The organism is Flavobacterium turcicum, from assembly GCF_011365745.1.
In the GTDB taxonomy this organism is placed as follows: Bacteria; Bacteroidota; Bacteroidia; order Flavobacteriales; family Flavobacteriaceae; genus Flavobacterium; species Flavobacterium turcicum.
Genome location: NZ_JAAOBY010000005.1, coordinates 43,444 through 69,612 on the forward strand (window position 1 = coordinate 43,444; position 26,169 = coordinate 69,612).

Consider the following 26,169-nt stretch of genomic DNA (forward strand, 5'->3'; position numbering starts at 1 on the left):
GTTGATAATTTTTCCTTATTGTTTTTGAGAACGGAAATGCTTTCGCAAAAAAAAAGAGTTCTCAATTAGAACTCAATTTTCTTTTTACGCAATTCAAAGTTTTGACCTAAGTATACTCTTCGAACCATTTCGTCTTCTACTAATTCTTCGGGTATTCCCGCTTTTAAAATACCACCTTCAAACATCAAATAGGTTTTATCCGTAATAGCAAGAGTTTCTTGAACGTTGTGGTCAGTGATCAAAATACCGATGTTTTTATTTTTAAGTTGCGCCACAATACGTTGAATATCTTCCACGGCAACAGGGTCTACTCCCGCAAAAGGTTCGTCTAATAAAATAAACTTCGGGTCGGTAGCTAAGCAGCGTGCAATCTCGGTACGACGACGCTCTCCACCCGACAACAAATCACCACGATTGGTACGTATGTGTTCTAAACTGAATTCGGCAATCAAACTTTCCATTTTGGCAACTTGTTCTGCTTTTGTTAAGTTGGTCAATTGCAGCACACTCAAAATGTTATCTTCGATACTTAATTTTCTAAAAACAGAAGCCTCTTGCGCTAAGTAACCAATTCCTTGCTGCGCTCTTTTGTACATTGGATAATCAGTAATATTCAAATCATCCAAAAAAATGTTGCCAGAATTGGGTTTAACCAAACCAACAATCATGTAAAAAGAGGTAGTTTTACCAGCACCATTTGGTCCCAATAAACCTACGATTTCGCCTTGGTTTACCTCTACCGAAATGCCTTTTACAACACTACGACCTTTGTAGGTTTTGATCAAATTCTCAGCTCTTAATTGCATTACTTCTTGTTTTTATTTTAATGATATAGTGGTTTTGAAAACTTTAGTTTTTAGTTTCAGGGTTCAAATGAACAACTAAAACTAAAAACTAAAGCCTCCTTTAACAATTTATTTGGTTGCGTTTTCTTCTAGCGCTTCCCAAAATTCGTATGCACGACGCAAATGTGGCACCACAATAGTACCGCCAACTAGGGTTGCAATTCCCATTGCTTCCATCATTTCCTCTTTAGTTACACCTTCTTTGTGGCTTGTTTCTAAATGGTATTTTACACAGTCATCACAACGTAAAACAGCCGATGCTACTAATCCAAGGAGCTCCTTAGTTTTTACATCTAAAGCCCCTTCAGCATAAGCGTTTGTGTCTAAATTGAAAATACGTTTTACAATTTTATTATTGTCTGCCAATAATTTTTCGTTCATTTTTGAACGGTAGTCGTTGAATTCTTGAATGATATCAGCCATTGATTTTTTGTTGATTTTTTACTACTATTTTTGATATTAAGATACTTGCTTCATAGATGATTAGCATCGGAATGGTAACAATAATTTGACTAACCACATCTGGCGGAGTTACAATTGCCGCTACAATTAAAATTATAATTACAGCGTATTTCCAATATTTTCGTAAAAATACAGGTGTTACTAAACCAAGCTTGGTCAGGAAATATATAATTATTGGTAATTCAAAGAATAACCCACAAGCGATGACACTGGTTTTGATTAAACTGATGTAGGAGTCAATGCTAAACTGATTTTTCACCACATCACTTATTGTGAAAGTGGCAAAGAAATTTACCGACATAGGAACGATTACAAAATAGCCAAACAATACGCCTAAGAAAAACAACATAGACGAAGAAAAAATGAAAAGTTTGGCGTGTTTTTTTTCAGAATCATACAAAGCAGGGCTAATAAATTTCCATAATTCCCACAAAATAAAAGGGAAACCAAGAATGAATCCTGCCGTGATACACGTCCAAATCAAAACATTGATTTGGCCTTCCATATTGGTGTTTTGGATGATAAATGGCATCTCAGTAACGCAAATAGTTTCAGCAAAACCCAATTGATAGGACAAATCACAGAAAAAGCGATAGGTTACAAAACTAGGTTTTGTTGGGCCAAAAATAACATCGTCAAAAATGTAATCACTAATAAAAAAAGTGATGGTAGCCAATACTAAAATAGCAATGGTACTGCGCACTAACAACCATCTTAATTCTTCAAGATGATCCAAAAACGACATCTCGTTTAAATTCTTTTTTGCCATTATACAATTCCTTCTTTTAATATGTCATGTAAATGCAATACACCTTTGTACTTTCCTTCATCGACTACAATGAGCTGCGTAATCGAAAAATCCTCCATTAGATTAAGTGCGTCTTCAAGGCGATTTGCTGAGCTAGTGACTTTGGGGTTTTTGGTCATGATATCTTTTGCGGTAAGCGTAGCAAAGGTATCGGTTTCGTTTAGCATTCTACGGATATCACCATCAGTAATAATTCCAATTACTTGCTCGTTTTCAACTACAGCTGTTACGCCAAGTCTTTTTTCTGAAATTTCAAATATCACTTTTTTAATTGGAGCGTCTGGGCTAACCATTGGTTTTAAACTATGCTCCAACAAGTCTTGTACACGCATGAGTAACTTTTTACCCAAAGCACCACCCGGATGGTATATGGCAAAATCTTCTGCTTTGAAACCGCGCATTTCCATGAGGCAAACCGCTATAGCATCGCCCATGACCAGTTGTGCAGTAGTACTGTTGGTTGGAGCCAAATTATTAGGACATGCTTCGGTATCAACTGTTGTGTTTAAAACATAGTCGGATCCTTTTGCTAAAAATGAAGTCATGTTTCCGGTGATAGCAATTAAGGTATTGCCAAATCGCTTCAATAACGGAACCAAAACTTTAATTTCAGGACTGTTGCCGCTTTTGGAAATACATATAATTATATCTTCGTTTTGAACCATTCCTAAATCACCATGAATAGCCTCTGAGGCATGCAAAAACAACGATGGTGTACCTGTTGAGTTGAACGAGGCTACCATTTTTTGGGCTATTATGGCGCTCTTGCCAATACCGGTAACAACCAATCGTCCTTTAGATTGGAAAATGGCAGTAACGGCTCTGCTGAAGTTTTCGTCCAGATAGTCAGTTAGTTTAGCAATTGATTGGCTTTCGGAAAGAATGGTTTTTTTGGCGCTGGCCAGTATATTTTCTTTAGTGATCAAAACAGAATGATTAAAATTTGTATGTGTAAAAGAAATTTGTACCTTTAGGTATTGCAAATTTATACAAAATACCACGTAATAAAGAATGAATTCAAACGAAATTGACATACACAAAGAATTAAAGAAGTATTTTGGCTTTAGCCAATTTAAGGGATTGCAGGAACAAGTCATTAAAAGTATTTTGAGTCAAAATAATACTTTTGTGATTATGCCTACAGGTGGAGGAAAGTCACTTTGTTATCAATTACCCGCTTTGATTCAAGAGGGGACTGCAATTGTAGTTTCGCCTTTAATTGCCTTGATGAAAAATCAAGTAGATGCTATTCGTAGCTTATCTTCAGAAAATGGAATTGCTCATGTTTTAAACTCCTCGTTGACCAAAACTGAAATTACACAGGTGAAAGCAGATATTAGTTCGGGTTTGACTAAACTGTTGTATGTAGCGCCAGAATCGTTAACCAAAGAAGAGTATGTTACTTTTTTAAGAAGCGTGCCTATTTCATTTGTAGCCATAGATGAGGCGCATTGTATTTCAGAATGGGGTCATGATTTTAGACCGGAATACCGTAATTTAAAGCACATCATCAAACAGTTGGGCGATGTGCCAATTATAGGACTTACGGCAACGGCAACGCCAAAGGTGCAGGAAGATATCTTGAAAAACTTAGATATGTCTGATGCTACCACATTCAAGGCATCGTTTAACAGACCTAATTTGTACTACGAAGTACGCACGAAAACAAAAAATATTGAATCGGATATCATTCGATTTATCAAACAAAATAAAGGTAAATCAGGAATCATCTACTGTTTGAGTCGCAAAAAAGTGGAAGCTATTGCCGAAGTTTTACAAGTAAACGGAATTTCTGCAGTGCCGTACCACGCTGGTTTAGATGCCAAAACTAGAGCTAAACATCAAGATATGTTTTTGATGGAAGATGTTGAGGTAGTTGTTGCTACCATTGCCTTTGGTATGGGAATCGACAAGCCAGATGTGCGATTTGTAATTCACCATGACATTCCTAAATCACTCGAAAGTTATTACCAAGAAACGGGTAGAGCAGGTAGAGATGGCGGCGAGGGACATTGTTTGGCCTACTACTCCTATAAAGACGTTGAGAAGTTAGAAAAGTTCATGTCTGGCAAACCAGTAGCCGAACAAGAAATAGGATTTGCATTATTGCAAGAAGTAGTGGCTTATGCTGAAACATCAATGTCTCGACGAAAGTTTATCCTGCATTATTTTGGTGAAGAGTTTGACGAAGCAACTGGTGAAGGCGCTGATATGGATGATAACGTTCGCAACCCAAAAGTAAAAGTAGAAGCACAAAAAGAAGTGGTGCAATTGCTAGAAGTAGTGCGTGACACCAAACACTTATACAAATCAAAAGAAATTGTTTTTACACTAATTGGACGTGTCAATGCGGTAATCAAAGCGCATCGTACTGATTCGCAATCCTTTTTTGGATGTGGAGCAACTCATGATGAAAAATACTGGATGGCTTTATTGCGTCAAGTGTTAGTTGCAGGCTATTTGTCAAAAGACATTGAAACATATGGAATTGTAAAACTGACTCCAAAAGGAGCTGATTTTATAGCTAATCCGGAATCGTTCCTCATGTCAGAAGATCATGAATACAATGAATCAGTAGATGAGGCTATTGTTACTGCAGCCAAATCAACAGGTGTTGCTGATGAGGTTTTGATGGGAATGCTTCGTGATTTGCGTAAAAAAGTGGCTAAGAAAATTGGCGTTCCTCCATTTGTTGTTTTTCAAGATCCTTCGCTGGAAGATATGGCTCTCAAATATCCAATTTCAGCAGCTGAATTAATCAATATTCATGGTGTTGGAGAAGGTAAAGCAAAGAAATATGGTAATGAATTTGTAGCCTTAATTAGTAGGTACGTACAAGACAACGATATTGTCCGACCGGATGATTTAGTGGTGAAATCTACTGGAGTAAATTCTGCCAACAAATTATATATTATTCAAAACATAGACAGAAAACTATCTCTTGACGATATTGCATCGGCAAAAGGTTTGAATATGGATGCTTTGATTAAAGAAATGGAACAAATTGTGTACTCCGGAACCAAACTTAATATCAAATATTGGATTGACGAAATGCTCGATGATGATCAGCAAGAAGAAATTCATGAGTATTTCATGGAATCAGAAACAGATAGTATCGAAAAAGCTTTGAAAGAATTTGATGGTGATTACGATTTAGATGAGTTGCGACTTATGCGAATCAAATTTATTAGCGAGGTTGCCAATTAATAACGAGTTCAAGAATTTTTTTCTACCCCAAATGTATGGTCATCAGCATAATTATTCCAACTTACAATGAAGCGCTCATAATAGAAAATACAATCTTGCATTTGCAAAAAATTATACCGCCTTCGAATTGTGAAATCATTATTTCTGATGGCGGTAGCACGGATGACACGTTACAAATTGCTGAAAAATTAGGTGTAGTAGCAGTCCTTTCGCCTGTAAAAGGACGCGCTGGGCAAATGAATTTTGGCGTGCAAAATGCATCAGGAGAAGTGTATTTTTTCTTGCATGCCGATAGTTTACCTCCTGCAGATTGTTATCTATCACTACAGAAAGCCTTTGCTCAAGGGTATAATTGTGGAAGTTTCCGCACGAAATTTGATTCCGATAGTTTTCTGTTAAAAGTTAATGCCTTTTTTACACGCTTCAATTATTTATTTTTTAGAGGTGGTGATCAGGGAATTTTTTTAACCAAAGCACTTTGGGAACGTGTCGGTTCTTACAAAGAAGAGATGTTTATCATGGAGGATTACGACTTCATTGCTCGAATTTGGGAACAAGGAAAATTCAAATTAATTCCTAAAGCGACCATGGTTTCTGCTCGAAAATATACTGATAATACATGGTTAACCGTGCAGTTGGCTAATTTGAAAATTGTACGCATGTATAAAAAAGGAGCCTCTCAAATTGATATGGTGACCACGTACAAACATCTTTTAAACTATCGTAAAAATGCATTTTAAAGACAAAGTAGTCTGGATTACCGGCGCATCTTCAGGGATAGGAAAGGAACTTGCTTTGCAGTTGGATGCGTTAGGAGCAATTTTGATTTTAACATCTTCTAATCAAAGTTTGTTGAGTGAATTGCAGCTACAGTTACAAAAATCAAAAATACTAGTTTACAATTTATTAGACATAAAAGGAATTCCGGGATTGGTTGACGAGGCTTTGTCTTGTTACGGGCGTATTGATTTTGTGATTCAAAGTGCTGGGATTAGTCAGCGTGCTCAAGCTACCGAAACGGATATGGCAGTTTATGAAAAATTAATGGCTATTAATTATTTTGCTCCAGTTGCAATCAATCAGGCTTTGCTGCCTCATTTTGTTGCGAAAAACTCGGGCCATAGCGTTATAATTAGCAGCGTAGCTGGATTAATGGGATTTCCTTTGCGATCTGGGTATGCCGCCTCAAAACATGCTATTAAAGGTTATGTTGAAACGGTACAATGTGAATTACTTGAAACCAAAGTACTGCATTCTATCGTATATCCAGGAAGGATTGATACTCCGATCTCGAAAAATGCCCTGCAAGGCAACGGACAACAGTACGGCACAACCGATGCGAATAACGAAGTGGGAATGGACGTAAAAATTTGCGCTCAAAAAATTATTAAAGGTATTCAAAAAGGTAAAAAAGCAATCGTAATTGTCAAAGCTGAACGTATTTTGCTGTGGCTATGGTGGTTTTGTCCCGCTTTGTATTATAAAATTGCTCATAAAAAAGGTTTACAAAATTAATATATAAACAGTCTATGCATCAGTATTTATCAGGAATTCAACAAGTAGGAATTGGAGTTAGTCAAGCGACAAAAGCCATGCATACCTACAAACATCTTTTCGGAATGGATGTTTTGATTTTTGATGATGAGGCTAAAGCTAGTTTAATGACGCAATATACTGGTGGAGTTGTATACAGCCGACGTGCTATTTTGACCATGAATTTGCAAGGCGGTGGCGGTTTAGAAATTTGGCAATTTAAAGACAGATCTCCAACTCAAGGTGCTCAAGTTGTCTTAGGTCAATTAGGGATTAATGCGGCTATTTTAAAATCTCGAAATTTAAAACAATCGCACCAACGTCTTTCTGCAATACAAGGTTTGGTTGTGAGTGCAATTGCATCAGGACCTGATAGTCAACCTTATTTTTATGTAACCGATACAGACTCAAATCATTTTAAAATAATTCCCTCTACCGATTGGTTTCAAAATAATGATTTTGATTTGGGTGGCGTTGTAGGAGCGGTTATTGGTGTAAGCGATATGGAAAAATCAATTGCATTTTACCAAACTATTTTAGGACTTGATACTATCACATACGATGATTTCTACACTGAAAATGGTCATAATTTTAGAAAAGTAGGACTTTTTAAAGCGGCAACAGGTAAGGGAGCATTCAATACCTTGCTAGGAAATGTAACTGTTGAATTGCTGCAAAATTTAGATCAAAAACAACCTAAAATTTACGAAAATAGGTTTTGGGGCGATTGTGGTTTTATTCATCTTTGTTTTGATGTTATTGCTATGGATGCTCTTAAAAATCATGCAGCTACACACGGATTAGAGTTTACAGTAGATAGCAACAATACCTTTGCGATGGATAATGCCTCGGGTAGATTTTGTTATATCGAGGATCCAGATGGCACCTTAATTGAATTGGTAGAAACACATAAAGTTCCTATCCTAAAAAAAATTGGTTGGTATTTAGACCTTCGCAAAAGAAATCAAGAAAAACCTTTACCGAGATGGATGATTAAAATGCTAGCTTTAAGTAAGGTAAAGTAATTACAAACTTTTATAAGTTTTGTAAAACCAGGCGCTTAAAGGCATGCATAGAAAAAGCACCAACGCTATAGTCCAATTAAAAATTACTCCTGTAATAATAGCCAGAAAAGCTACCAAAATAGGATAAAATAGCAACAGTATACCAAACAACACGGAGTCGTAAAAAACAGTATTCTTAGTTTTTTGCAAGGCTATTTTTTTAACCGAGTAATAAATTCCATAATTAGCCAAAAAACCTACGAAGGCTGGTGTCGCAACAATGTACTTTATAAATTTTGCTTGTAAGATTACTTGCTTTGGAAATATTTCAATATCCTTGGTGTCACTTTTTACCAACAAATTAGTGGTAATACCTGTTTTTAATTGTTTGTTGAATTCATTGAAAAAAACAGCTTCGTTCTCTTGTACATTTCTATCAATCGAAAAGGTTGGATTAAAATGTATCTCAACTTCTTTCGGGTTCTTGCGAAAGGAAGAATAATTGATCGCAGTGGGTTGAATTCGTAGGTTTTTTAATCCTGCTTCAGCTGCCATAAGCGCCAGTCGAGCAGTTCCTTTTTTTAACAGGCGTAGTTGCCATTCGTTTTTACAAATTCCTTCGGAGAAAATTAAAATCGTTTGATTCTGTTGGAGTAAATTGATACAAGTTTGAAACGTATCATCGTTTTTACTCAAATTCTCTTTTCCTTCACTTAATCGGTAAATTGGAATTAAATGCAAGGCTTTTAAAAATTGTGCTACTAATGGTTTTTTGAACGCATCGCCTCTTGCTAAAAAATAAATGGGTTGCGGGTAGTGCACAGCGATTACGATAGCGTCAAAAAAAGAATTTGGATGATTACTCGCTAAAATGGTAGGTTGGTTGGCTACAAAAGGCTCGTGAAAACGCGCTATCGTTTTTTTGGTGTACAATTGCAAAGCCACAGAAGCTGCTAGTTTAAAAAAATAATACATAGACAGTTATTTCCAAATAAGCGGTAAGTCTTTCTCCTCGTCGATATCTGTTAATTTTGGAAGGTCAAAAAAAGTTAGATTGCTTTCTTGAATGTCAGCAATCGTGTCAGAGTATACCGTTTCAGTGCTCCAAGTTTTATTTAAAAAAACAAATTCATGCAACTTTTTCATACCCAACAAATAATAGCCACCGTCAAAAGTAGGACCAATCACTGTGTCGTATGTTTCAAGTTGAGTAAAGGCTTCTTCGATAATTGTGGAGGTCAGTTCATAGCAATCGCTACCAATGATACAAACCGAGGTATAACCCAAGATAAAAACTTCTTGAAAAGCGGCATTCATTCGCTCTCCTAAATCCGAACCATGTTGCACTTTCTTATGAAATTCGGTCTCCGGCCATTGATCCTTTTGTACAATTGCATCAGAATAAAAAAGGAATTTATCAGCAGGAACTGGGCTGACAATTGCCTGAGTATGGTGCAATAGTTTTTTATAAATTTCTAAAGCTTTTTCATTCCCAATTGTTTTAGCCAAGCGAGTTTTTACTTTGCCTAATTCAGGATTCTTAGTAAATAAAATGATTGCATTTTTTTGCTGCATAATTTTAAATTAAAAAGCTGCAGTTGATTAGAACTGCAGCTTGTTTGGGTTAACAACAACCGCCTCCGTTATAATGAAAGGTCGACTCGCTGATGTAAATATCACTTCTGTTGAGGTCTGTTAGTGCTTGAGCTGTTTTATCGCATACCGCAAGAGGCTGATTTTTCAATAAAGTATGCCCTTTTTTATCGTCAAAATAAGCTTCTGTACCGTAATAAATCGCCGCTTTTCCAGTAAATACGCACGGTCCATCACTTGGCATCGGATCTTTTATGGCGCAAACTTCGATACTTTCAATAAAGATTAGTTCGTCTGTCGCATAATTTGCAGGATCTAAAATGCGGTACGGTCTTCTTCCCCTAATTTCGATGGTTCCAAAACCTACATCAGTTAACATTTTGATGTATTCTTTAATCGGAATACTTCCGCTAAGGCATAAAGCTCTTAAGTGGTCATCATTACGCAGAGTTTCGTTCATTTCTTGCTCGCACGTAGGATCGCTCATAACCAATCGGCCACCTGGCTTTAGCACACGATACATTTCTTGTAGCGCTTTTTTCAAATCATCTGTTTTGAAAATATTAAACAAGCAGTTTTGTGCAGCAATATCGATACTTTCATTTTCAATTGGTAGGTTTAAAGCATCTCCTTTTTTTAGTTCGACAAATTCACTTTTGAACCAATCGTTTTCTTGTTCAGCAACAATAAAATTCTGACGAGAAGCTTCTAGCATTTCATCGACTACATCTACACCAACTACACCACCTTTTTGACGAGAAAAATAAGCAAATTGCAGTAATTCCATTCCGCCACCCACGCCAACATATAAAATCTTTGGATTGTTGATCAAATCTTGTGCAGAGATGGTGCTTCCGCAGCCGTAATTCATTTCTTGCATAATTTTTGGAATTTCCAAACCAGGGAATTTCCAAATTGGTGTAGTCGTGCAGCACAATCCTACATCAGGAGTTAAGGCGGCATCGCGGTAAAGGTTGACGGTAGCGTCTAAATAATTTTCCATTCGATTGTATTTCTTCTTATTATTAATTTTAAGTTTTAATTTTCGTTTCAAAGAATCCTTTTAAGAAACGTTGCGCTATGCAACAGCTCCTCCACAACTACTTCCAGAACCTGCTGTACAACCGTAACAGTGGTTGTTTACAATGATAGAGCGATCTTGCAACGCATTTGCATTAAAAGTGCTAATGTGCTGTGTTGTTGGATTACTCACTTTTAGTTCTAACATTTGATTAAAATCACAGTCGTAAATATAGCCGTCCCAACCTATTGAAATGGTGTTTCTACACATTACATTTTCTGCGGCTGTTGGGTTAAAGGCATCGATTAATTTGGTCATATAATCTTCGTAATTTTCAGATGTGATCAAATAATCAAGATAGCGACTTACAGGCAAATTGGTAATGGCAAATAAGTTGTTAAAACTAATTCCAAAATCATTAGCAAGAGCCGTTTTGTATTCTTTTTCAAGTGCACTTTGATCTGGCGGTAAAAAGGCTCCAGCAGGATTGTAAACTAAATTTAATTTTAATCCGGAGTCTTCTTTGCCATAGCCCACCTCGTTTAGCATTTGCAAAGCTTTGATAGAACTTTCAAAAACACCATCACCGCGTTGTTTGTCAGTTCTATTTTTCGAATAAAACGGCAAAGATGAAATGACTTCAATTTTGTGTTTTTTGAAAAACTCAGGTAGGTCGTTGTATTTTTTGTTGGCAGTAATGATAGTCAAATTGCAGCGAACGTACATTTGAATACCTAGTTTACTTACTTCTTCAACAAACCATCTAAAGTGCGGATTCATTTCAGGAGCGCCACCAGTCATGTCTACAATTTTAAAAGTAGGATTGGCTTTGAGAACTTCAATGATTGTTTCCATTGTTTCTTTGGTCATGATTTCCTTTCGATCAGGACCTGCGTCGACATGGCAATGCGTACAAACTTGATTGCACATTTTGCCCAAATTGATTTGAAAAACTTCAAGAGCAGTAGGACGAAGAGGACGCAAACCAATTGTATTTAGTTGGGTATGAAATGGTGTAAATCGTGTAGGATTTTGTTCCAAAACTGCCAGTTGATGCTCTGCTTTTGATAAGGAGTTAGCTGTAGCTTTAAGTGATTTTAATTTAATTTTTACAAATTCGCTCATAAACTTATTTTCTTGACTTTATTCATCATTTGAACACCATGAACCAAACTAGCTCCCCCACGAATGGCTGCAGCAACATGTACGGCTTCCATCATTTGGCTTTCGCTGTATCCTTTTTCGTAGGCATCAGAGCTGTAAGCATCAATGCAATACGGGCATTGCACAGCATGGGCAACTGCAAGTGCAATTAATGATTTTTCTCGTGCTGTAAGAGCACCTTCTTTAAAAACTTCTCCGTAATAACCAAAGAATTTTTCGCCCATTTCTTTTTGAAATTCAACGATGTTGCCAAATTTTTTGAGGTCATCTGCGTTGTAATAATTTTTATCCATCTCAGTTTTTAGTATTTAAAATTTTCTAGAAATAAACTCCAATCGTAATCGTTATATTTTAGTTTTGGTTTTGTGCCTTTGGGAATGATTTTTAAATCTTCACAAATTTTTAAAATGCCTTTTTTGTTTCCAAAGTCTCCTCGAAACCAACTCATTAATATAGGTAGGTGCAAAGTATTTTTATCCTTGTCATAGCGCGCGTCATTGCTCAAATAACTTTTAGTAGCTATGTCAAGTTGCTCGTTTATTTTAGCGGGATCGTAAGAGAAAATTGGTGGACAACTTTTTGCCCCACAATTCAGGCTAAAATGAATTCTATAATCCACCTTTTCTACACGGTATTTTTTCTCTAATTGGGTCGGAAACAACTTCGAAAGTTTTCCTAAACTCAATTTAATGCTTGATCTTCTTAAAAAACCGTGTTCAATCATGTCTAAACTCAATTTGTTTCCAGCAACTACAAATTGCTTCGATTTAAAAAAGGAGTTGCGACTTTTGTATTTTTCAGAATCTTTTTTTAAAGCATAATTAGTAAACCCATTATAAAGGTTGATAAAGAAGGCTTTCTTAAGATCATCTGAACCCAGTTGAGCGAGTAATTCTTTTTCATCTGCTTTTGCAATAGCCTCGATTAAAGAAACAGTAGTAGTGTCACCATATTTAGCAGCTTCAATAAAATCTTGCGAAATTTTCACATAATTTTTCGGCTGCGCCAATGCGACTTGAACAAAACAAAGGATAAATATTATATTTTTCATAGCATTGTTTTCGTAAATTTATTATTATTTACGAGATTTACCAATAATAGTTTTATAATATGACATATTTACAACAGATTTTAGAATCAACAGAATTTTTAGTTTCAAAAGGAATAGCAAGTCCATCAATTGCAGTGGTTTTAGGAACAGGTTTAGGAAAATTTTTAGACCATCTGGTAGTTGAGCAGACCATTGATTATGCTGATATTCCTCACTTTCCAGTTTCAACTGTTGAATTTCACAAAGGCAAATTAGTAATAGGAACAATAGGTGACAAAAAAGTAATTGCCATGCAAGGCCGATTCCATCTTTACGAGGGATATTCTTTGCAGCAAGTTACTTTCCCTATCCGAGTATTGCATCAATTGGGAGTAAAGCATTTGTTATTAAGCAATGCTGCCGGCGGAATAAATAGTGCTTTTAAAAAAGGCGATTTAATTTTACTAGATGATCACATCAATTTGCAAGGAGGTAGCCCGCTTTCTGGTTTAAATAGTTTTGAATACGGAGGAATTTTTCCAGATATGAGCGCGCCTTATGATGGCTTTCTGAATAAGAGGTTTCAACAAATAGCTGAAAAATCAGCTTTTGAATTAAAAAAGGGAGTGTATGCTTCTGTTTACGGACCGCAACTTGAAACCCGTGCGGAATACCGTTTTTTGGGTCGAATTGGTGCTGACATGGTAGGAATGAGTACTACGCCAGAAGTAATTGTAGCCAATCAGTTAAAATTACCGTGCGCTGCCGTGAGTGTAATTACTGACGAGTGCGATCCAGATAATTTAAAACCTGTTGATATAGCCGAAATTATTGCAATAGCTGGCAAGGCCGATGAAAAATTAAGCCAATTATTTGTTGACGTGATTAACAGTTTAGGATAATTTTATCCCTAGTACAATTCACCACGATGAGGTTTTAGTGCATCACGAACGGCAATCATGTGCTCATCGGTTACAACCATAAAGGCAAGGGCTTGCATTTCGCCTTGTACCGTGAATCCGGTAATGGATAAGGGGAGCTTTTCGATTTGAATGTATTCTTTTAAATGGATTTCGTGGTGTTCAGCTGTTTTGGCTGCTGCCGGTCCGCGGAAATCCCAAATTAATTTTATTTTTCTTGCCATTTTGTATCGTTTTGGTGCTTGATATTATTCGAGTGCCAAAGGTACAAAGACTATTTTAAAAAGGGAGTCTTTCCTTATTTTCAAGAGCCTTTATTGGAGCGCTACTAGATGTCGGTTCAAAATAGTACTTTTGCACACTAATTCCGTGTTGAAAAATACTATTTAGGAATTTAAAGAATCCAATACGTTAAAAAAATGCCGCAAGAACTCTTATTACAAGTCTCTCCCGAAACCGCAGCAAGTGAGTCGCTGTTAAAAACTCATTTGTCAAAACAAATCAAAGTTGCTGTTCAAGATATTGATCATGTTGTAGTTTTAAAAAGGTCAATTGATGCGCGCCAAAAGGCCATCAAAATAAACCTTAAATTGTCAATTTTTTTAAAAGGTGAGCTTTTTCAAGAGCAAAAGGTACAACTTCCAGACTATCCCAATGTCACTTCTGCTCAAGAGGTTATTGTGGTTGGTGCAGGCCCGGCAGGTCTTTTTGCTGCTTTGCAATTGATTGAATTGGGTTTAAAGCCAATTGTAATTGAAAGAGGCAAGGATGTTCGCGGACGACGTAGAGATTTAAAAGCCATAAATCGAGACCATATTGTCGATGAAGATTCTAATTATTGTTTTGGTGAAGGTGGTGCAGGAACGTATTCTGACGGTAAATTATACACTCGCTCTAAAAAACGAGGCGATGTAACTCGAGTTTTAGAATTGTTTGTTGCTTTTGGAGCGTCATCTGATATTTTGGTCGATGCGCATCCACATATTGGTACTAATAAGTTGCCACAGATTATCCAAGACATGCGTGAAAAAATTATCGAATGCGGCGGTCAGGTTTTATTTGAAACCCGTGTTACGGATATTTTGGTGAAAAATAATGAGGTTGAAGGGATTGTAACCCAAAATGGCGATACCATTTTAGCTCAAAAAATTATTTTAGCAACTGGTCATTCAGCTCGAGATATTTTTGAACTATTAGATAGAAAAAAGATTTTTATAGAAGCTAAGCCTTTTGCTTTAGGCGTGCGTGCAGAGCATCCGCAAACCTTGATTGATAGCATTCAGTACAGTTGTGATTATAGAGGCGAACACTTGCCACCAGCGCCTTACAGCATTGTCAAACAAGTAGGAGGTAGAGGAATGTACTCTTTTTGCATGTGTCCGGGAGGCGTAATTGCTCCTTGCGCAACAAGTCCTGGAGAGGTGGTAACCAACGGTTGGTCGCCTTCAAAGAGAGATCAAGCTACCGCTAATTCTGGAATTGTAATTGAGTTGCAATTGGCAGATTTTAAACCATTTGCTAAGTTTGGAGCGCTTGCTGGAATGGAATTTCAAAAAAGTATTGAGCAAAAAGCTTGGCATCTTGCGGGAGAAACCCAAAAGGCTCCTGCACAGCGAATGATTGATTTTACACAAAGTAAAGTTTCAAGCGATATTCCAAAAACATCCTATGTGCCTGGGACAACTTCGGTAGAAATGGGACAAGTTTTTCCTGGTTTCTTAACGCAGATTTTAAGGGAAGGTTTTAAAGAATTTGGAAAATCAATGCGCGGTTATTTAACTAATGAAGCAATTCTTCACGCACCAGAATCACGAACTTCATCACCGGTTCGTATTCCTAGAGACGTGTACACTTATGAGCATGTTCAAATTAAAGGTTTGTATCCTTGCGGAGAAGGTGCAGGTTATGCTGGCGGAATTATTTCAGCTGCAATTGATGGTGAAAAATGCGCTCAGATGATTGCAACTGTATTAAAAAACAAATAGTTTTTATCTCAACCGAAATCATGACTTTCGTAAGTTTTAAAATTAAATGCCGTTGTTTTTTGCTTTTTGAAGCAGGAGCAACGGCATTACTTTTTATTTTTTGGAGTTCATTTCCATATAATCAATGGTTAAATTTGATAAGGCTTTCATACCCAACACAAATCCACTCTCGTCGATATAAAAATCTGGGGTGTGATGCGGCGCTGTCTCAGCAATGGGTTTTCCTTTTGGCGCACCACCAAGAAAGAAATACAAACCCGGAACTTTTTCTTGAAAATACGAGAAATCTTCGGCGCCTGTTACAGCGGGAGTTATTGAAACTTTATTTTTTCCAGCTGTGGCTTCGAGTGTGGGAACCATTTTTTCAGTTAGTTCAGGATCGTTGTATGTAATTAGTGTTTGATTAGTGATTTTTACATCTGCTGTTACACCTGCGCTTTCTGCGATTCCCTTTACTACTTGGTTTAATCGATTGTGTAGCAGTTTTTGCACCTCTTTGTCAAGTGATCTGATGGTTCCCGTCATAATTAATTCTTCGGGAATCACATTAGAGCGAACACCTGCATTGATTTGGCCTACGCTGATAACTGCAGCCGATTCTGAAAGGTTAACGTTTCGGCTCACAATAGTTTGAATGCCCATAATCATCTGTGCTGCGGTAGCAATAGGATCTACGCCCAACCAAGGATAGGCTCCGTGCGTTTGTTTGCCCTTTAACTTGATGGTAAACCAGTCCGAAGCAGCCATTGTACCTTTCGAACGGTATTTAATTTGTCCAACTTCAGTTTGCGCGTTAATATGAAGTCCAAAAATAACATCAACCTTCGGATTTTGTAAAACGCCTTCTTGTACCATTAATTTGGCGCCACCTTCTTCACCTTCTGGTGGACCTTCTTCGGCGGGTTGAAAAATGAATTTCACGGTTCCTTTTAAATCTTTCTTTATTGATGCAAGGATTTCAGCAGTTCCCATCAATATAGCAATGTGCGTATCGTGTCCGCAGGCGTGCATCACTGAAACTGCTTTCCCATTATATTCACCCTCTGCTTTGGATGCAAAAGGAATTTCAACTCTTTCTTTTACGGGCAGTGCATCAATATCCGCTCTTAACGCAACTACAGGCCCGGGTTTACCGCCTTTTAAAATACCTACAACGCCTGTTTTTGCTACGCCCGTTTGCACTTCTAGTCCTAAACTTCGTAAATGAGTTGCTATTTTTTCGGATGTTTTAAATTCTCGGTTGCCTAATTCAGGGTTTTGATGAAAATCCCTTCTCCAAGAAATAACTTGAGATTCTAATGCGGTTGCTTTTTGGTCAATTTTTGCTTTTAATGATCCAGTTTGCCCAGAGCTTATGCTACTCACGGCGAGTAATCCTAATAAAGGAAAATATTTTTTCATGGTTTTTGGTTATTTGTTGCAAGTTAAAATTTCCTGTGATTTTAATTTTATGTTTTCAAAGGAAAGGTTATCAGACAAATATAACGAATTTCTAATAGCTAAGAAGCTAGTACTCGAACTTCAACCATTGCATAAAAAAAACGCCTCGGTCTTAGTGACAAGGCGTTGTAGTAGTATTACTTTTTTTTCAATCTGTTTTTGAATAATTTTTCAAATTTTTCTAATTTCGGTTGAATGACCATCTTACAATAAGGCTGTGAACTATTGTTTTTGTAATAATTTTGATGATACGACTCGGCTTTGTAAAATGTAGTCAAAGGCTCTAAGGTTGTCACTATTGGGCTATCGTATACCTTGGCTTTGCTTAAATCTTTGATCAAAGCTTGTGAAATTTTTTTCTCATTCTCGTTCTTGTAAAAAATAGCGGAGCGGTATTGTGTTCCAACATCAGCGCCTTGTCTGTTGAGTGTTGTTGGATCGTGAACGGTAAAAAACACTTTAAAAATCTCATCTAAATTAGTAACATTCTTATCGTAAGTAAGTTGCACTACCTCTGCATAGCCTGACTGACCAGTGGAAACGTCCTCATAAGTAGGGTTGCTCGTTTTTCCGCCTGCATATCCAGATACGGCGCTTTGAACACCAACCAAATTTTCGTAAACTGCCTCAACACACCAGTAACAACCGCCAGCTAATGTGATGGTTTCTAAATTTGGTTTCGACTTGTTTTGAGCAAATAATCCCGTTGTTAAAAGTAGGAGGGTAAAAAGTATCTTTTTCATATTATTTGGTATCAGGTATAAAATCTAAAGCAATGGAGTTCATACAGTATCTTTTTCCAGTAGGCTCCGGACCGTCATCAAATAAGTGGCCAAGATGTCCGTCGCATCTTCCGCAAAGCGCTTCGATGCGCTCCATTCCTAAAGAATTATCATTTTTATAAACCACACTGTTTTTATTGTCTTGTTCAAAAAAGCTTGGCCATCCGCAATTACTTGCAAACTTGGCGCCTGATCGAAAAAGTTTATTTCCACAAGCAGCACAATAATAGGTTCCTTTTTCATCGGTATTCCAATACTTTCCTGTAAAGGGTCTTTCGGTATCGGCATTACGTGAAACTTCGTATACATCTTCGGGTAAAACTTTTTTCCATTCTGCATCGCTAACCTTTAACTTGGTTTGGTCAGTATTAGAATAATATGGATTTCCTGGTTTCGAGATGGTGTTTGCAGCACTTTCAACGACAGGCGCGGCTTGTTTTTTTGAAGTTTGTGCACACGCAGTTAGCATGAATAGCGGTACAATAAACAATTGACAAAGAATTCGTTGAGCTGTTTTCATGATTTTATTTTTTTAATTTCAATACAAATGTAAATTGCTTTTTACAATTAAAGCGTCGCCTAAAGGACAAATTAATACTTGTTTAAGCGAGTTTTATAATAACATTTACGGTTAAAAATTGTCTTTGGATTGATACAGCTTTAAAGATTCGTGTAATTGAACTTGAATTTCCAGCCCTTTTTTAATATCAAAAAAGATTTTCATCTTGTGAGTCAGTTTTGTGTGATGTAAAATCCTTTTTTCAATGTGCAAGATGGTTTTAAAAGCACAATTTTAGTTTTTTAAAAGATTTTCTTTCAGATTTACAGCTGATAATTTTTGTCAAAACAATACTATTTTGCAATAGAAATAGTTGATTTTTGCTTAAGGTATACAGAACAAATTTGAATCATCATAAACGATTCAAAACGGAATGTTAAAGACTAAGGGGCAAATTATTTTTTTGTACTTTTGGAAACATAATAAAGTAAAATGGTAGAAGAAAATGTAATTTTAGTAAATGAAAACGATGAGCAAATAGGTTTAATGCCTAAATTAGAAGCACATCAAAAAGCAGTTTTGCATCGTGCTTTTTCCGTTTTTGTTTTAAACACCAACAACGAAATTATGTTGCAGCAACGGGCACATCATAAATACCATTCTCCTTTGTTATGGACCAATACGTGCTGCAGCCACCAACGAGAGGGCGAAACTAATATTGAGGCAGGAAGTCGCCGACTTTTTGAGGAAATGGGTTTCAAGACGCCGTTAAAAGAACTTTTTCATTTTATTTACAAAGCCCCTTTTGATAATGGATTAACAGAGCATGAGCTTGATCATGTGATGATTGGTTACTCTAATGACGAACCGAATATTAATCCTGAAGAAGTGGAAGCGTGGAAATGGATGAAAATTGAAGATGTAAAAACCGATATGCTTCAGCATCCTGAACTATACACGGTGTGGTTTAAAATTATCTTTGATGAGTTTTACCATTATTTAGAAGAACATAAAAGTCCATTAGCGCCCTAAACGCTTACCTTAATACTATCAATATGAGAGTTACTATTTCGAGAAAAGCCCACTTTAATGCGGCGCACCGTCTGTACCGAAAGGATTGGACCTTTGAACAAAACGATGCCATTTTTGGCAAATGCAATAATCCTAATTTTCACGGTCATAATTACGACATGACGGTTAGCGTAACGGGGGCTATTGATCCTGAGACAGGTTATGTAATGGATGTGAAGTTTTTGAGCGATATTATAAAAGAAGAGGTTGAAAATCAATTTGATCACAAAAACTTGAATTTGGATGTGCCAGAGTTTAAAGATTTGAATCCTACTGCCGAAAATATTGTAGTCGTAATTTGGGATAAAATCAGAAAGAGAATAAAGCCTGAGTTCGATTTAGAAGTAGTTTTATACGAAACGCCGCGTAACTTTGTAACCTACCGAGGAGAATGAAAGAGCTAAAAGTAGGTGATGTGATTCCGCATTTCTCAGCAATAGATACCGAAGGGAATTTGTTTGACAGTAAAACTGTTTTAGGTCAAAAGCCTCTTGTAATTTATTTTTATCCAAAAGACAACACGCCGGGTTGTACCGCACAGGCTTGTAGTTTCAGAGATCAATACGAGGATTTTAAGGAATTGGGTGCTGAAGTAATTGGAATAAGCGGAGATAGTACTAGCTCGCACCAAAAATTTGCCAAGCAATTTAAGTTGCCTTTTATTTTGTTATCAGATAGTAACAAAGCCATTCGTAAACTTTTTGGAGTACCAACGGGTTTGTTCGGATTAATGCCGGGAAGAGTAACCTATGTGACTGATAAAAATGGTGTGATTCAAATGATTTTTGACAGTATGATGGCGACTAAACACATTCCAAAAGCTTTACAAGCCACTCAAAAGTTGACATCTAAATAGATTACGTTTTTATTTACACGAACCGTTGTGCGCCGATTGTAAAAAATAGAGTAGCGGTTGCGAAGATTATTTTTGAGCAAGTGATGATTTTAGGTCCTAAAGTACTTCATACTTAACGGAAAAGCTTCTATTTTAGAAATTTACAAATCATAGCAGCTAATAGAAAGATTATGTGTACTTTTGCAAACGCAAATTAAAATTCAAATTTTAAATAAATAGAAATGGCAAACGTTAAAAATTTAAAGAAAGACATCAACTACGTTTTAGGAGATATTATTGAGGCAGTTTACTTGTTCGAGATTTCAACTACAGGAAAACCAACTACTGAAACTAACAACTTAATTGACGAGGCTATTGCTGCTTTTGATGTTTTGATCACAAAAGTAAACGCTAAAAACGTTGAAAATAAAAAAGCACACTTCAAGCAAATCAATGTTGAATTGGAACAAACTGCAAATCAATTGATTGCTAAAATCAACGAATTGTAGTCGAAAAAACCGATAAAAAAAGTGTAAAATTATTTTGGAGAAGTCAAATTCATCCTTATATTTGCACCGGAAATGAGACGCCAGCGTAGCTCAGTTGGCTAGAGCAGCTGATTTGTAATCAGCAGGTCGTGGGTTCGAGTCCCTCCGCCGGCTCATTGTAAAAACCACCTTTTTAGGTGGTTTTTTTTTTGTTTTATACTTAAGTTGTTCAGTTGCAATGGCTTTGAATTTTAATGAAAATTTCTTTTAAAAAACATTTGTATTATTCAAAAACCGCTGTATATTTGCACCCGTAATGAGTCGCCAGCGTAGCTCAGTTGGCTAGAGCAGCTGATTTGTAATCAGCAGGTCGTGGGTTCGAGTCCCTCCGCCGGCTCTTCGATAAACCATCTAACTTTTGTTAGGTGGTTTTTTTTGAACTATATCCAAGGAGCTATGTGCGCTGTTAATTGTCTAGTTTTCTATTTGAGTAGCTTTATAATTCACTATGTGTAATTCCTTTTTATTATTTATTAATACTGCATTGTTGTTTTTAACGACTGTTAAGCGATTAAAATATTTTTTAAACTATAGTTGTGTTCTTTAATTTTAGTTGCGCACCAAGCAAAAAAAAAACCACCTCCTTGAAAGGAAATGGTTTTTATGATGGGGCAAATTTTTGCAATTGTTTACTGCTTTGCGCCAGTAACAAATTTAGTTAGTTTTTTACCATATAACGATTGTGCTACTTTTGGAGACATCGCCTTTTGAATGGTATCTAAATATTTTATATTGATGTCGTAAATCTCAGATAAGGCAATATAGGGTGCTACTTCAAGATCTCTGTTGTTCAAAGCAAAATTAGTTGCGAACAAATATCTGCGTTTAAGGTTAGAGTCTTGTTTGGCTGATAAACTATCAACTACAGCATTGTTTTGTCTTTTGATCGCTTTGAATTTTTTTTCAACCAAGGTTAAATTTTCATCTGTGAAACGGCTTTTTATTTTTTTATACTCTTCAAATACATCATTGTTTTTTGATCCTGTTACAACAGCATCGGCTAAGTAATTATCTAATGAGGTTTCGATGGTTAGATTTCCTGGTTCTGCAAAAAACGATAAGTTATTATCTAATGAATTGGTTACTCCACGGTCTAATGACAGATACAACATTTCAGGTGATTCAAGTGTGAAGTGACTTTCAAAAGTAGATTTGCCATCAATTTTAATCGAATCAAGAATTACTAACGAGGTGTCAACAAAGCGTTGTAGGTATAAAGTTCCGTTTTTTAATCCCTTGATGTTTCCGGTGATATGCACATTGCCTTTTGATTCTGTTTTAGAACATGCTGCTAGAACAAGTACTCCAAGCACTGCCAAAATTGATTTTTTCATTTGAGTTTGATTGTTTTTGATAATTCATTTTTGTGTTGTTGCTAGAATTTTTATCCAGCAATGACCGCAAGTTTGAATTTGTTATTTTCGCGCAAAATAAAGAAAATTGTTGGAATGAAGGGATGCTAGTTTCATATTTTGACAAAAAAAATCCTAATTCATTTCTAAATTAGGACTTTTATACTGCGTACTCTCTTTTTAGCCTTTCAACCAAGCATCTTTCAGTGTTTTTTTAGTCGAATCTGAAGCGTTAAGGCTTTCTACTTCTTCGTAAGGTAGTTTTACTTTACCTGTAATCACTTGTTCTTTGCCATTACGTTTTATTTTTATCGCAATTGTTTCGTCTTCTTTCCATTTTTGACTATCGGTAATCAAGTCGTAAATGTTTTCCAAGCTGTAAGCTTTGTTATTAAAAGAAAGTAGTACATCATCACCTTTTAAACCTAATGAAGTGAAAAAGACGTTCAATTCATTATTAGGTAAAACCAAAATTTCTTTTGTAGCTTGGTTCACTGTGATGTAAGGTGTTTGTCCTTTTAAAAATACATTTCCTGGTGATTTCGTAGTTGTTTTAGACACCCCCACTTTTGCTAAGAAATCAGCATAAGGTATTGGAGTAGGTCCTGCAACATAGGTGTTCAAGAAATCGCCAACTTCGGGATAAGTAAATGAAGTAATTTTAGCAAACAACTCTTCGTCATTAAATGGTTTTGAAGCGCCGTATTCAACAGATAATTTTTGCATTAAGTCTAAGATTCCTCTTTCGCCATTACTTTTTTCGCGAATAATTATATCCAAACACATTCCTATCAGAGCTCCTTTTTCGTAAACGTTTAGGTATTGTGCTTTGTAAGGCTCTGTCAGAACATTAGCGCTCATGGTTGTAAATGGCATGGTGTCATTCATTTTAGATGCGTGTTCGATCTTTTGAGCCATTCGAGTGTAAAAATCTTCTTCGGTGATTAGGCCTTGATTAATTTGGAATAAGTTAGCAAAATACTCAGTTACCCCTTCGTACATCCATAAGTGTTTTGACATTTTTGGTGTATTGTAATCAAAGTAATGGATCTCTTTCGAGTGGATGGTAAGTGGAGTTACAATATGAAAAAACTCATGCGAAACTACATCTTTCATGTTTTTTACTAATTCGTCTTTTGGTAATAATTCAGGCATTACAACCGTTGTAGCTGTAGGGTGTTCTAAAGCGCCAAAACCCTTAGCATCATTAGGTTTCATGCTTGATAAATACAATAATACCGTGTATTTTTTAGTAGCATTGATTTTGCCCATAAATGTTTTTTGAGCAATCATCATTGTTTTCATTTCAGGAGTGATGCTTTCTGCAGTTATTTTGCCGCCAGGCGAAAATACTCCAATCAAAATTTCCATTCCATCAACAGTAAAGGTCGTATAGTCAGGTTTGGCATACATCACCGGATTTTCGATCAATTCAGCATAACGAGGCATGCTAAATACGTCATTGGTTTGACTTGCATCTTGATCAGTCATTGAGGTAGCTCCCCATAAGTTTGCAGGATGGGCAATGTTTACGGTATATGGTAAGTCGTTTTTGTCTTTAAAAAAACCTACAAAGCCATGCATGTTCAACATGAAATTAGTTCCTGCATCAATATTTGTTCCTGCTGGTGAAAACACATCGTTATTGCCAAAACCATTACCTTTTTCGGTGTCAAAAGTATCATTTACCAAATATGTAATTTTCGCTAATGTTTTTGCGTTTTTGATCACCCAAGTATTTTCATCTGCTTTGCTATTGCTTAGTAAATTTCCTTTACTGTCAAATGCTTTAAAGTCTTCGATGTATTTGCCGTAATCATCAACAGAGTAGGTTCCTGGAATTATCTTTGGGATACTATATGTTGTTTCATCAGCATTTATTTTTGGAGCAGCAACGGTAACCAAGACCTTGTCGTCTTTTACATCCGTTAAGTTAATGTTTACATTAATTTGTTCTTTGGCTTTTGCCGATGTTACGGTATTTGTTGTTTTACAACTCCATAGTATGCTTGCAAGCGCTAAGGAATAAAGTATTCTTTTCATTGTGTATCTTTAATTTTGCTTATTGGTCGGTGTAAAGCACCATTTGTTACAATTGTAGTTTTTAAAAAAGTAAAAGAATTTGGCTTTTATCGTTTTACAATTGGAATACTATGTTTGATATTGGAACTCATGGAGTAAAGCCAGTGTTTCTTCAGTATTGGGTACTTCAATGAATAATTTTTTGAAAGTATGATTTTGTAATTCTACAATAATACTATTCGATTTGTCGCACACATCCCAAAAGTTTTTACCGTTTTGGTAATAGGTTCCTGCTGCAATAATTCCGGGAATTTCAGTACCAGGACATCTAAAACCTTTCCAGAATTTAATTTCAGTTTCATCCTGATAAGCTTTGGTAATTTGATTTTGGCTAACCCTAATTTGATTTTGAAAAGCCCATAATTTATGCCATCCTTGAATTTCAAATAGTAAAGAATCATCTTTTTTAATAACGTGAACCATGTTTTTTGGTGGTTTAAAACAAAAAAACTCCTGATAATTTCAGGAGTTTTCTGTATTAGTCTAATTTATTTTTTATGTAATATTTACCGTCTAAGTCTTCATCAAAATCATCAATTTTGACGGGTTTTGGTTTTGGTTTATTTGCAATTGCTTTCTTTTTCCACATCTCGAATTTTTCAACGGGCATTTTCTTTTTCATGATTTCGAGAATCTCTTTTTCTGCCAGACCAAATTCTTTTTTTATGATTTCAAAAGGATTTTTTTCTTCTAAAGCCATAGTAACAAGTTTTTCTGTTTGCTCCCAGTTTAATTCTTTTCGGTTACTCTTTTTCATCACGTGAAAATTAATTCAAATAAGTTGTTAATGATTAATAAATTACATTTCTATTTGATATCAATATTAAGAAAAAAAATAATTAGTTTTTATCAAATCCTTGTTTTTTTTACGTTCTAACTTTTTTTTTCTTGAAAGGAGGCTTTTGAGATCTTTTATTTTAAAAATTACGCATTTCAAATTGGTTTTTAAGACGGTTATTTTATGATTCTAAATGTTAAATTGATGCGGTTGCCAACTGGTTTTGCGGTTTTCGGAATTTGATGTTTCCAGCAATGTTGCGTGGTTCCTTGCATGAGTAAAAAACTTCCGTGCTCCAGGGTTATACTTTTCTTTAAATCGGTAATCTCGTTGTGCTTGAGTTGAAATTGTCTTTCGGCGCCAAAACTAAGTGATGCAATTACTGGATTAACACCTAATTCTTTTTCGTTATCAGCATGCCAGCCGTTGCTGTCTCTTCCGTCGCGGTATTGATTGAGTAGCACAGTGCTAAAATGCGTTTGCGCCACAGCTTCGACTTTCTCCTTCAGCTGAAGTAAAAGTGGCGACCAAGGATGCGGCTGCATTGTGATATTAGAATACGAATAGGATTTACCCTCGTTGCCAAACAAAGCGGTAAGGCGTGGCTGCGGATACACTTTGCCAAAAACACGAATGTCGTCTTGTTGCCACGGGATATTTTGAAGCAAATCAGTAAAAATACGATCGGCTTCTTCTTTTGAAAAAAACTGAGGGAAGTATTGAATGTCTGCATCAGGAAGCTGAAGCAAAAACGATTCCGCAGAATTGTCAAATAAGGAGTTCATGGGTCTTAGGTGTATTGGTACGCCCAAAACATTAAGGCGAACTGCAATGGCATTCGCAAAAGTAGCAACCATTTAGGCAAACCCATATGTGCTTTTGGGTCAAAATACATGTACAAATGCGTTGGAAAAATAGCGATCAACAAAGCAATGACGCCCCATGCAGCATAAGCAGAAAGCACAGGTATACACAATGCGATTCCTAAAATAATTTCGGCAACACCACTTGCATAATTCATCAGCTTGTGGTTTGGAATGTAAGGCGGAATGATTTTTAAATACAATCTAGGATTTCGAAAATGATTGATTCCCGCAATGAAATAAATAAAAGCCATCCCGTACAAATGCCAAGGTAAATTCATGATAAATAGATTTGTCACGAATTTATAAAAATATAAATGAAATTAGCATAAATGTTTTAAATAGAA

The 26,169-nt window shown here is 36.2% G+C and carries 30 protein-coding genes and 2 tRNA genes; 12 read left to right on the forward strand and 20 right to left on the reverse strand.

Annotation, left to right across the window (positions count from 1 at the left end; all coding sequences use genetic code 11):
• Positions 1 to 65: 65 nt before the first annotated feature.
• The 4 genes from lptB to G9Q29_RS09730 form a co-directional block, all read right to left on the reverse strand.
• Entirely contained in the window at positions 66 to 806 is a 741-nt protein-coding gene (gene lptB / locus G9Q29_RS09715; protein WP_166136374.1) for an LPS export ABC transporter ATP-binding protein, read from the reverse strand.
• A 108-nt stretch (positions 807 to 914) separates the two neighbouring features.
• Positions 915 to 1,268 (reverse strand): carboxymuconolactone decarboxylase family protein, encoded by a 354-nt coding sequence (locus tag G9Q29_RS09720; protein WP_166136377.1) that lies wholly within the window; start codon positions 1,266 to 1,268, stop codon positions 915 to 917.
• Positions 1,261 to 2,076 carry a twin-arginine translocase subunit TatC gene (gene tatC, locus G9Q29_RS09725; protein ID WP_166136380.1) on the reverse strand — a complete coding sequence of 272 codons (816 nt, stop codon included), beginning with the start codon at positions 2,074 to 2,076 and terminating at the stop codon, positions 1,261 to 1,263. The genes G9Q29_RS09720 and tatC overlap by 8 nt, the downstream gene beginning before the upstream one ends.
• Positions 2,076 to 3,041: a KpsF/GutQ family sugar-phosphate isomerase gene (locus tag G9Q29_RS09730; RefSeq protein ID WP_166136383.1), complete on the reverse strand. Its 966-nt coding sequence runs from the start codon at positions 3,039 to 3,041 to the stop codon at positions 2,076 to 2,078. The genes tatC and G9Q29_RS09730 overlap by 1 nt, the downstream gene beginning before the upstream one ends.
• An 85-nt stretch (positions 3,042 to 3,126) precedes the next feature.
• On the opposite strand from G9Q29_RS09730, the gene G9Q29_RS09735 reads away from it, so the two are divergent.
• The 4 genes from G9Q29_RS09735 to G9Q29_RS09750 are packed head-to-tail and all read left to right on the forward strand — an operon-like array spanning position 3,127 to position 7,880.
• The gene (locus tag G9Q29_RS09735; RefSeq protein WP_166136386.1) at positions 3,127 to 5,322 is read left to right on the forward strand and encodes an ATP-dependent DNA helicase RecQ; all 2,196 of its coding nucleotides are present in this window, start codon (positions 3,127 to 3,129) and stop codon (positions 5,320 to 5,322) included.
• Between the two features lie 35 nt (positions 5,323 to 5,357).
• On the forward strand, positions 5,358 to 6,062 hold the full coding sequence (locus tag G9Q29_RS09740; RefSeq protein WP_166136389.1) for a TIGR04283 family arsenosugar biosynthesis glycosyltransferase: 705 nt from the start codon (positions 5,358 to 5,360) through the stop codon (positions 6,060 to 6,062).
• Positions 6,052 to 6,837, forward strand: a complete 786-nt coding sequence (locus G9Q29_RS09745) for an SDR family NAD(P)-dependent oxidoreductase (RefSeq protein WP_166136392.1) — start codon at positions 6,052 to 6,054, stop codon at positions 6,835 to 6,837. The genes G9Q29_RS09740 and G9Q29_RS09745 overlap by 11 nt, the downstream gene beginning before the upstream one ends.
• Positions 6,838 to 6,851: 14 nt before the next feature.
• The gene (locus G9Q29_RS09750) at positions 6,852 to 7,880 is read left to right on the forward strand and encodes a VOC family protein (RefSeq protein ID WP_166136395.1); all 1,029 of its coding nucleotides are present in this window, start codon (positions 6,852 to 6,854) and stop codon (positions 7,878 to 7,880) included.
• Here the strand turns inward: G9Q29_RS09750 and G9Q29_RS09755 are convergent, their stop codons facing one another.
• The 6 genes from G9Q29_RS09755 to G9Q29_RS09780 form a co-directional block, all read right to left on the reverse strand.
• The gene (locus G9Q29_RS09755) at positions 7,881 to 8,834 is read right to left on the reverse strand and encodes a 1-acyl-sn-glycerol-3-phosphate acyltransferase (RefSeq protein WP_166136398.1); all 954 of its coding nucleotides are present in this window, start codon (positions 8,832 to 8,834) and stop codon (positions 7,881 to 7,883) included.
• 6 nt (positions 8,835 to 8,840) lie between these two features.
• Positions 8,841 to 9,434, reverse strand: a complete 594-nt coding sequence (locus G9Q29_RS09760; protein ID WP_166136401.1) for a TIGR04282 family arsenosugar biosynthesis glycosyltransferase — start codon at positions 9,432 to 9,434, stop codon at positions 8,841 to 8,843.
• A 49-nt stretch (positions 9,435 to 9,483) separates the two neighbouring features.
• Complete coding sequence (gene arsM / locus G9Q29_RS09765; protein WP_166136404.1) at positions 9,484 to 10,455, reverse strand: arsenosugar biosynthesis arsenite methyltransferase ArsM; 972 nt, start codon at positions 10,453 to 10,455, stop codon at positions 9,484 to 9,486.
• 75 nt (positions 10,456 to 10,530) lie between these two features.
• On the reverse strand, positions 10,531 to 11,598 hold the full coding sequence (arsS, locus tag G9Q29_RS09770) for an arsenosugar biosynthesis radical SAM (seleno)protein ArsS (RefSeq protein WP_166136407.1): 1,068 nt from the start codon (positions 11,596 to 11,598) through the stop codon (positions 10,531 to 10,533).
• Positions 11,595 to 11,930: an arsenosugar biosynthesis-associated peroxidase-like protein gene (locus G9Q29_RS09775; protein WP_114753010.1), complete on the reverse strand. Its 336-nt coding sequence runs from the start codon at positions 11,928 to 11,930 to the stop codon at positions 11,595 to 11,597. Before G9Q29_RS09775 ends, arsS begins: the two co-directional genes overlap by 4 nt.
• A gap of 8 nt (positions 11,931 to 11,938) precedes the next feature.
• Positions 11,939 to 12,688, reverse strand: coding sequence for a DUF547 domain-containing protein (locus G9Q29_RS09780; protein WP_166136410.1), 750 nt, complete (start codon positions 12,686 to 12,688; stop codon positions 11,939 to 11,941).
• Between the two features lie 59 nt (positions 12,689 to 12,747).
• Between G9Q29_RS09780 and G9Q29_RS09785 the strand changes: the two genes are divergently transcribed.
• Positions 12,748 to 13,569, forward strand: coding sequence for a purine-nucleoside phosphorylase (locus tag G9Q29_RS09785; RefSeq protein ID WP_166136413.1), 822 nt, complete (start codon positions 12,748 to 12,750; stop codon positions 13,567 to 13,569).
• Positions 13,570 to 13,577: 8 nt separating this feature from the next.
• Here the strand turns inward: G9Q29_RS09785 and G9Q29_RS09790 are convergent, their stop codons facing one another.
• The gene (locus G9Q29_RS09790; protein ID WP_166136416.1) at positions 13,578 to 13,811 is read right to left on the reverse strand and encodes a hypothetical protein; all 234 of its coding nucleotides are present in this window, start codon (positions 13,809 to 13,811) and stop codon (positions 13,578 to 13,580) included.
• Between the two features lie 195 nt (positions 13,812 to 14,006).
• On the opposite strand from G9Q29_RS09790, the gene G9Q29_RS09795 reads away from it, so the two are divergent.
• Entirely contained in the window at positions 14,007 to 15,572 is a 1,566-nt protein-coding gene (locus G9Q29_RS09795; protein WP_166136419.1) for an NAD(P)/FAD-dependent oxidoreductase, read from the forward strand.
• A 93-nt stretch (positions 15,573 to 15,665) separates the two neighbouring features.
• Here the strand turns inward: G9Q29_RS09795 and G9Q29_RS09800 are convergent, their stop codons facing one another.
• From G9Q29_RS09800 to msrB, 3 genes are all read right to left on the reverse strand, one after another.
• The gene (locus G9Q29_RS09800; protein WP_166136422.1) at positions 15,666 to 16,973 is read right to left on the reverse strand and encodes an amidohydrolase; all 1,308 of its coding nucleotides are present in this window, start codon (positions 16,971 to 16,973) and stop codon (positions 15,666 to 15,668) included.
• Between the two features lie 176 nt (positions 16,974 to 17,149).
• Positions 17,150 to 17,755 (reverse strand): peptide-methionine (S)-S-oxide reductase MsrA, encoded by a 606-nt coding sequence (msrA, locus tag G9Q29_RS09805; protein WP_166136425.1) that lies wholly within the window; start codon positions 17,753 to 17,755, stop codon positions 17,150 to 17,152.
• Between the two features lies 1 nt (position 17,756).
• Entirely contained in the window at positions 17,757 to 18,314 is a 558-nt protein-coding gene (msrB, locus tag G9Q29_RS09810; protein WP_166136428.1) for a peptide-methionine (R)-S-oxide reductase MsrB, read from the reverse strand.
• A 471-nt stretch (positions 18,315 to 18,785) separates the two neighbouring features.
• Between msrB and idi the strand changes: the two genes are divergently transcribed.
• The 6 genes from idi (at position 18,786) to G9Q29_RS09840 (ending at position 21,084) form a co-directional block, all read left to right on the forward strand.
• On the forward strand, positions 18,786 to 19,325 hold the full coding sequence (idi, locus tag G9Q29_RS09815; protein WP_166136431.1) for an isopentenyl-diphosphate Delta-isomerase: 540 nt from the start codon (positions 18,786 to 18,788) through the stop codon (positions 19,323 to 19,325).
• 23 nt (positions 19,326 to 19,348) lie between these two features.
• A complete protein-coding gene (locus tag G9Q29_RS09820) occupies positions 19,349 to 19,759 on the forward strand; it encodes a 6-pyruvoyl trahydropterin synthase family protein (RefSeq protein ID WP_166136434.1) in 411 nt (136 codons plus the stop codon).
• Entirely contained in the window at positions 19,756 to 20,220 is a 465-nt protein-coding gene (locus G9Q29_RS09825) for a peroxiredoxin (RefSeq protein WP_166136437.1), read from the forward strand. Before G9Q29_RS09820 ends, G9Q29_RS09825 begins: the two co-directional genes overlap by 4 nt.
• A 221-nt stretch (positions 20,221 to 20,441) precedes the next feature.
• Positions 20,442 to 20,708, forward strand: a complete 267-nt coding sequence (locus G9Q29_RS09830; RefSeq protein WP_166136440.1) for a hypothetical protein — start codon at positions 20,442 to 20,444, stop codon at positions 20,706 to 20,708.
• A gap of 79 nt (positions 20,709 to 20,787) precedes the next feature.
• Positions 20,788 to 20,861 (forward strand) — tRNA-Thr (locus tag G9Q29_RS09835).
• Positions 20,862 to 21,010: 149 nt separating this feature from the next.
• Positions 21,011 to 21,084 (forward strand) — tRNA-Thr (locus tag G9Q29_RS09840).
• Positions 21,085 to 21,376: 292 nt separating this feature from the next.
• Here the strand turns inward: G9Q29_RS09840 and G9Q29_RS09845 are convergent.
• The 6 genes from G9Q29_RS09845 to G9Q29_RS09870 all read right to left on the reverse strand — a co-directional run bounded on the left by G9Q29_RS09845 (position 21,377) and on the right by G9Q29_RS09870 (position 26,103).
• A complete protein-coding gene (locus G9Q29_RS09845) occupies positions 21,377 to 22,081 on the reverse strand; it encodes a DUF4369 domain-containing protein (protein WP_166136443.1) in 705 nt (234 codons plus the stop codon).
• 198 nt (positions 22,082 to 22,279) lie between these two features.
• Positions 22,280 to 24,142: a M61 family metallopeptidase gene (locus G9Q29_RS09850; RefSeq protein ID WP_166136445.1), complete on the reverse strand. Its 1,863-nt coding sequence runs from the start codon at positions 24,140 to 24,142 to the stop codon at positions 22,280 to 22,282.
• A gap of 108 nt (positions 24,143 to 24,250) precedes the next feature.
• Positions 24,251 to 24,604 carry a hypothetical protein gene (locus G9Q29_RS09855; protein WP_166136447.1) on the reverse strand — a complete coding sequence of 118 codons (354 nt, stop codon included), beginning with the start codon at positions 24,602 to 24,604 and terminating at the stop codon, positions 24,251 to 24,253.
• Between the two features lie 55 nt (positions 24,605 to 24,659).
• Complete coding sequence (locus tag G9Q29_RS09860; protein ID WP_166136450.1) at positions 24,660 to 24,938, reverse strand: DUF2805 domain-containing protein; 279 nt, start codon at positions 24,936 to 24,938, stop codon at positions 24,660 to 24,662.
• A gap of 197 nt (positions 24,939 to 25,135) precedes the next feature.
• Positions 25,136 to 25,744 carry an alpha-ketoglutarate-dependent dioxygenase AlkB family protein gene (locus G9Q29_RS09865; RefSeq protein ID WP_166136453.1) on the reverse strand — a complete coding sequence of 203 codons (609 nt, stop codon included), beginning with the start codon at positions 25,742 to 25,744 and terminating at the stop codon, positions 25,136 to 25,138.
• A 5-nt stretch (positions 25,745 to 25,749) separates the two neighbouring features.
• Complete coding sequence (locus tag G9Q29_RS09870; protein WP_166136455.1) at positions 25,750 to 26,103, reverse strand: DoxX family protein; 354 nt, start codon at positions 26,101 to 26,103, stop codon at positions 25,750 to 25,752.
• Positions 26,104 to 26,169 lie beyond the last annotated feature (66 nt).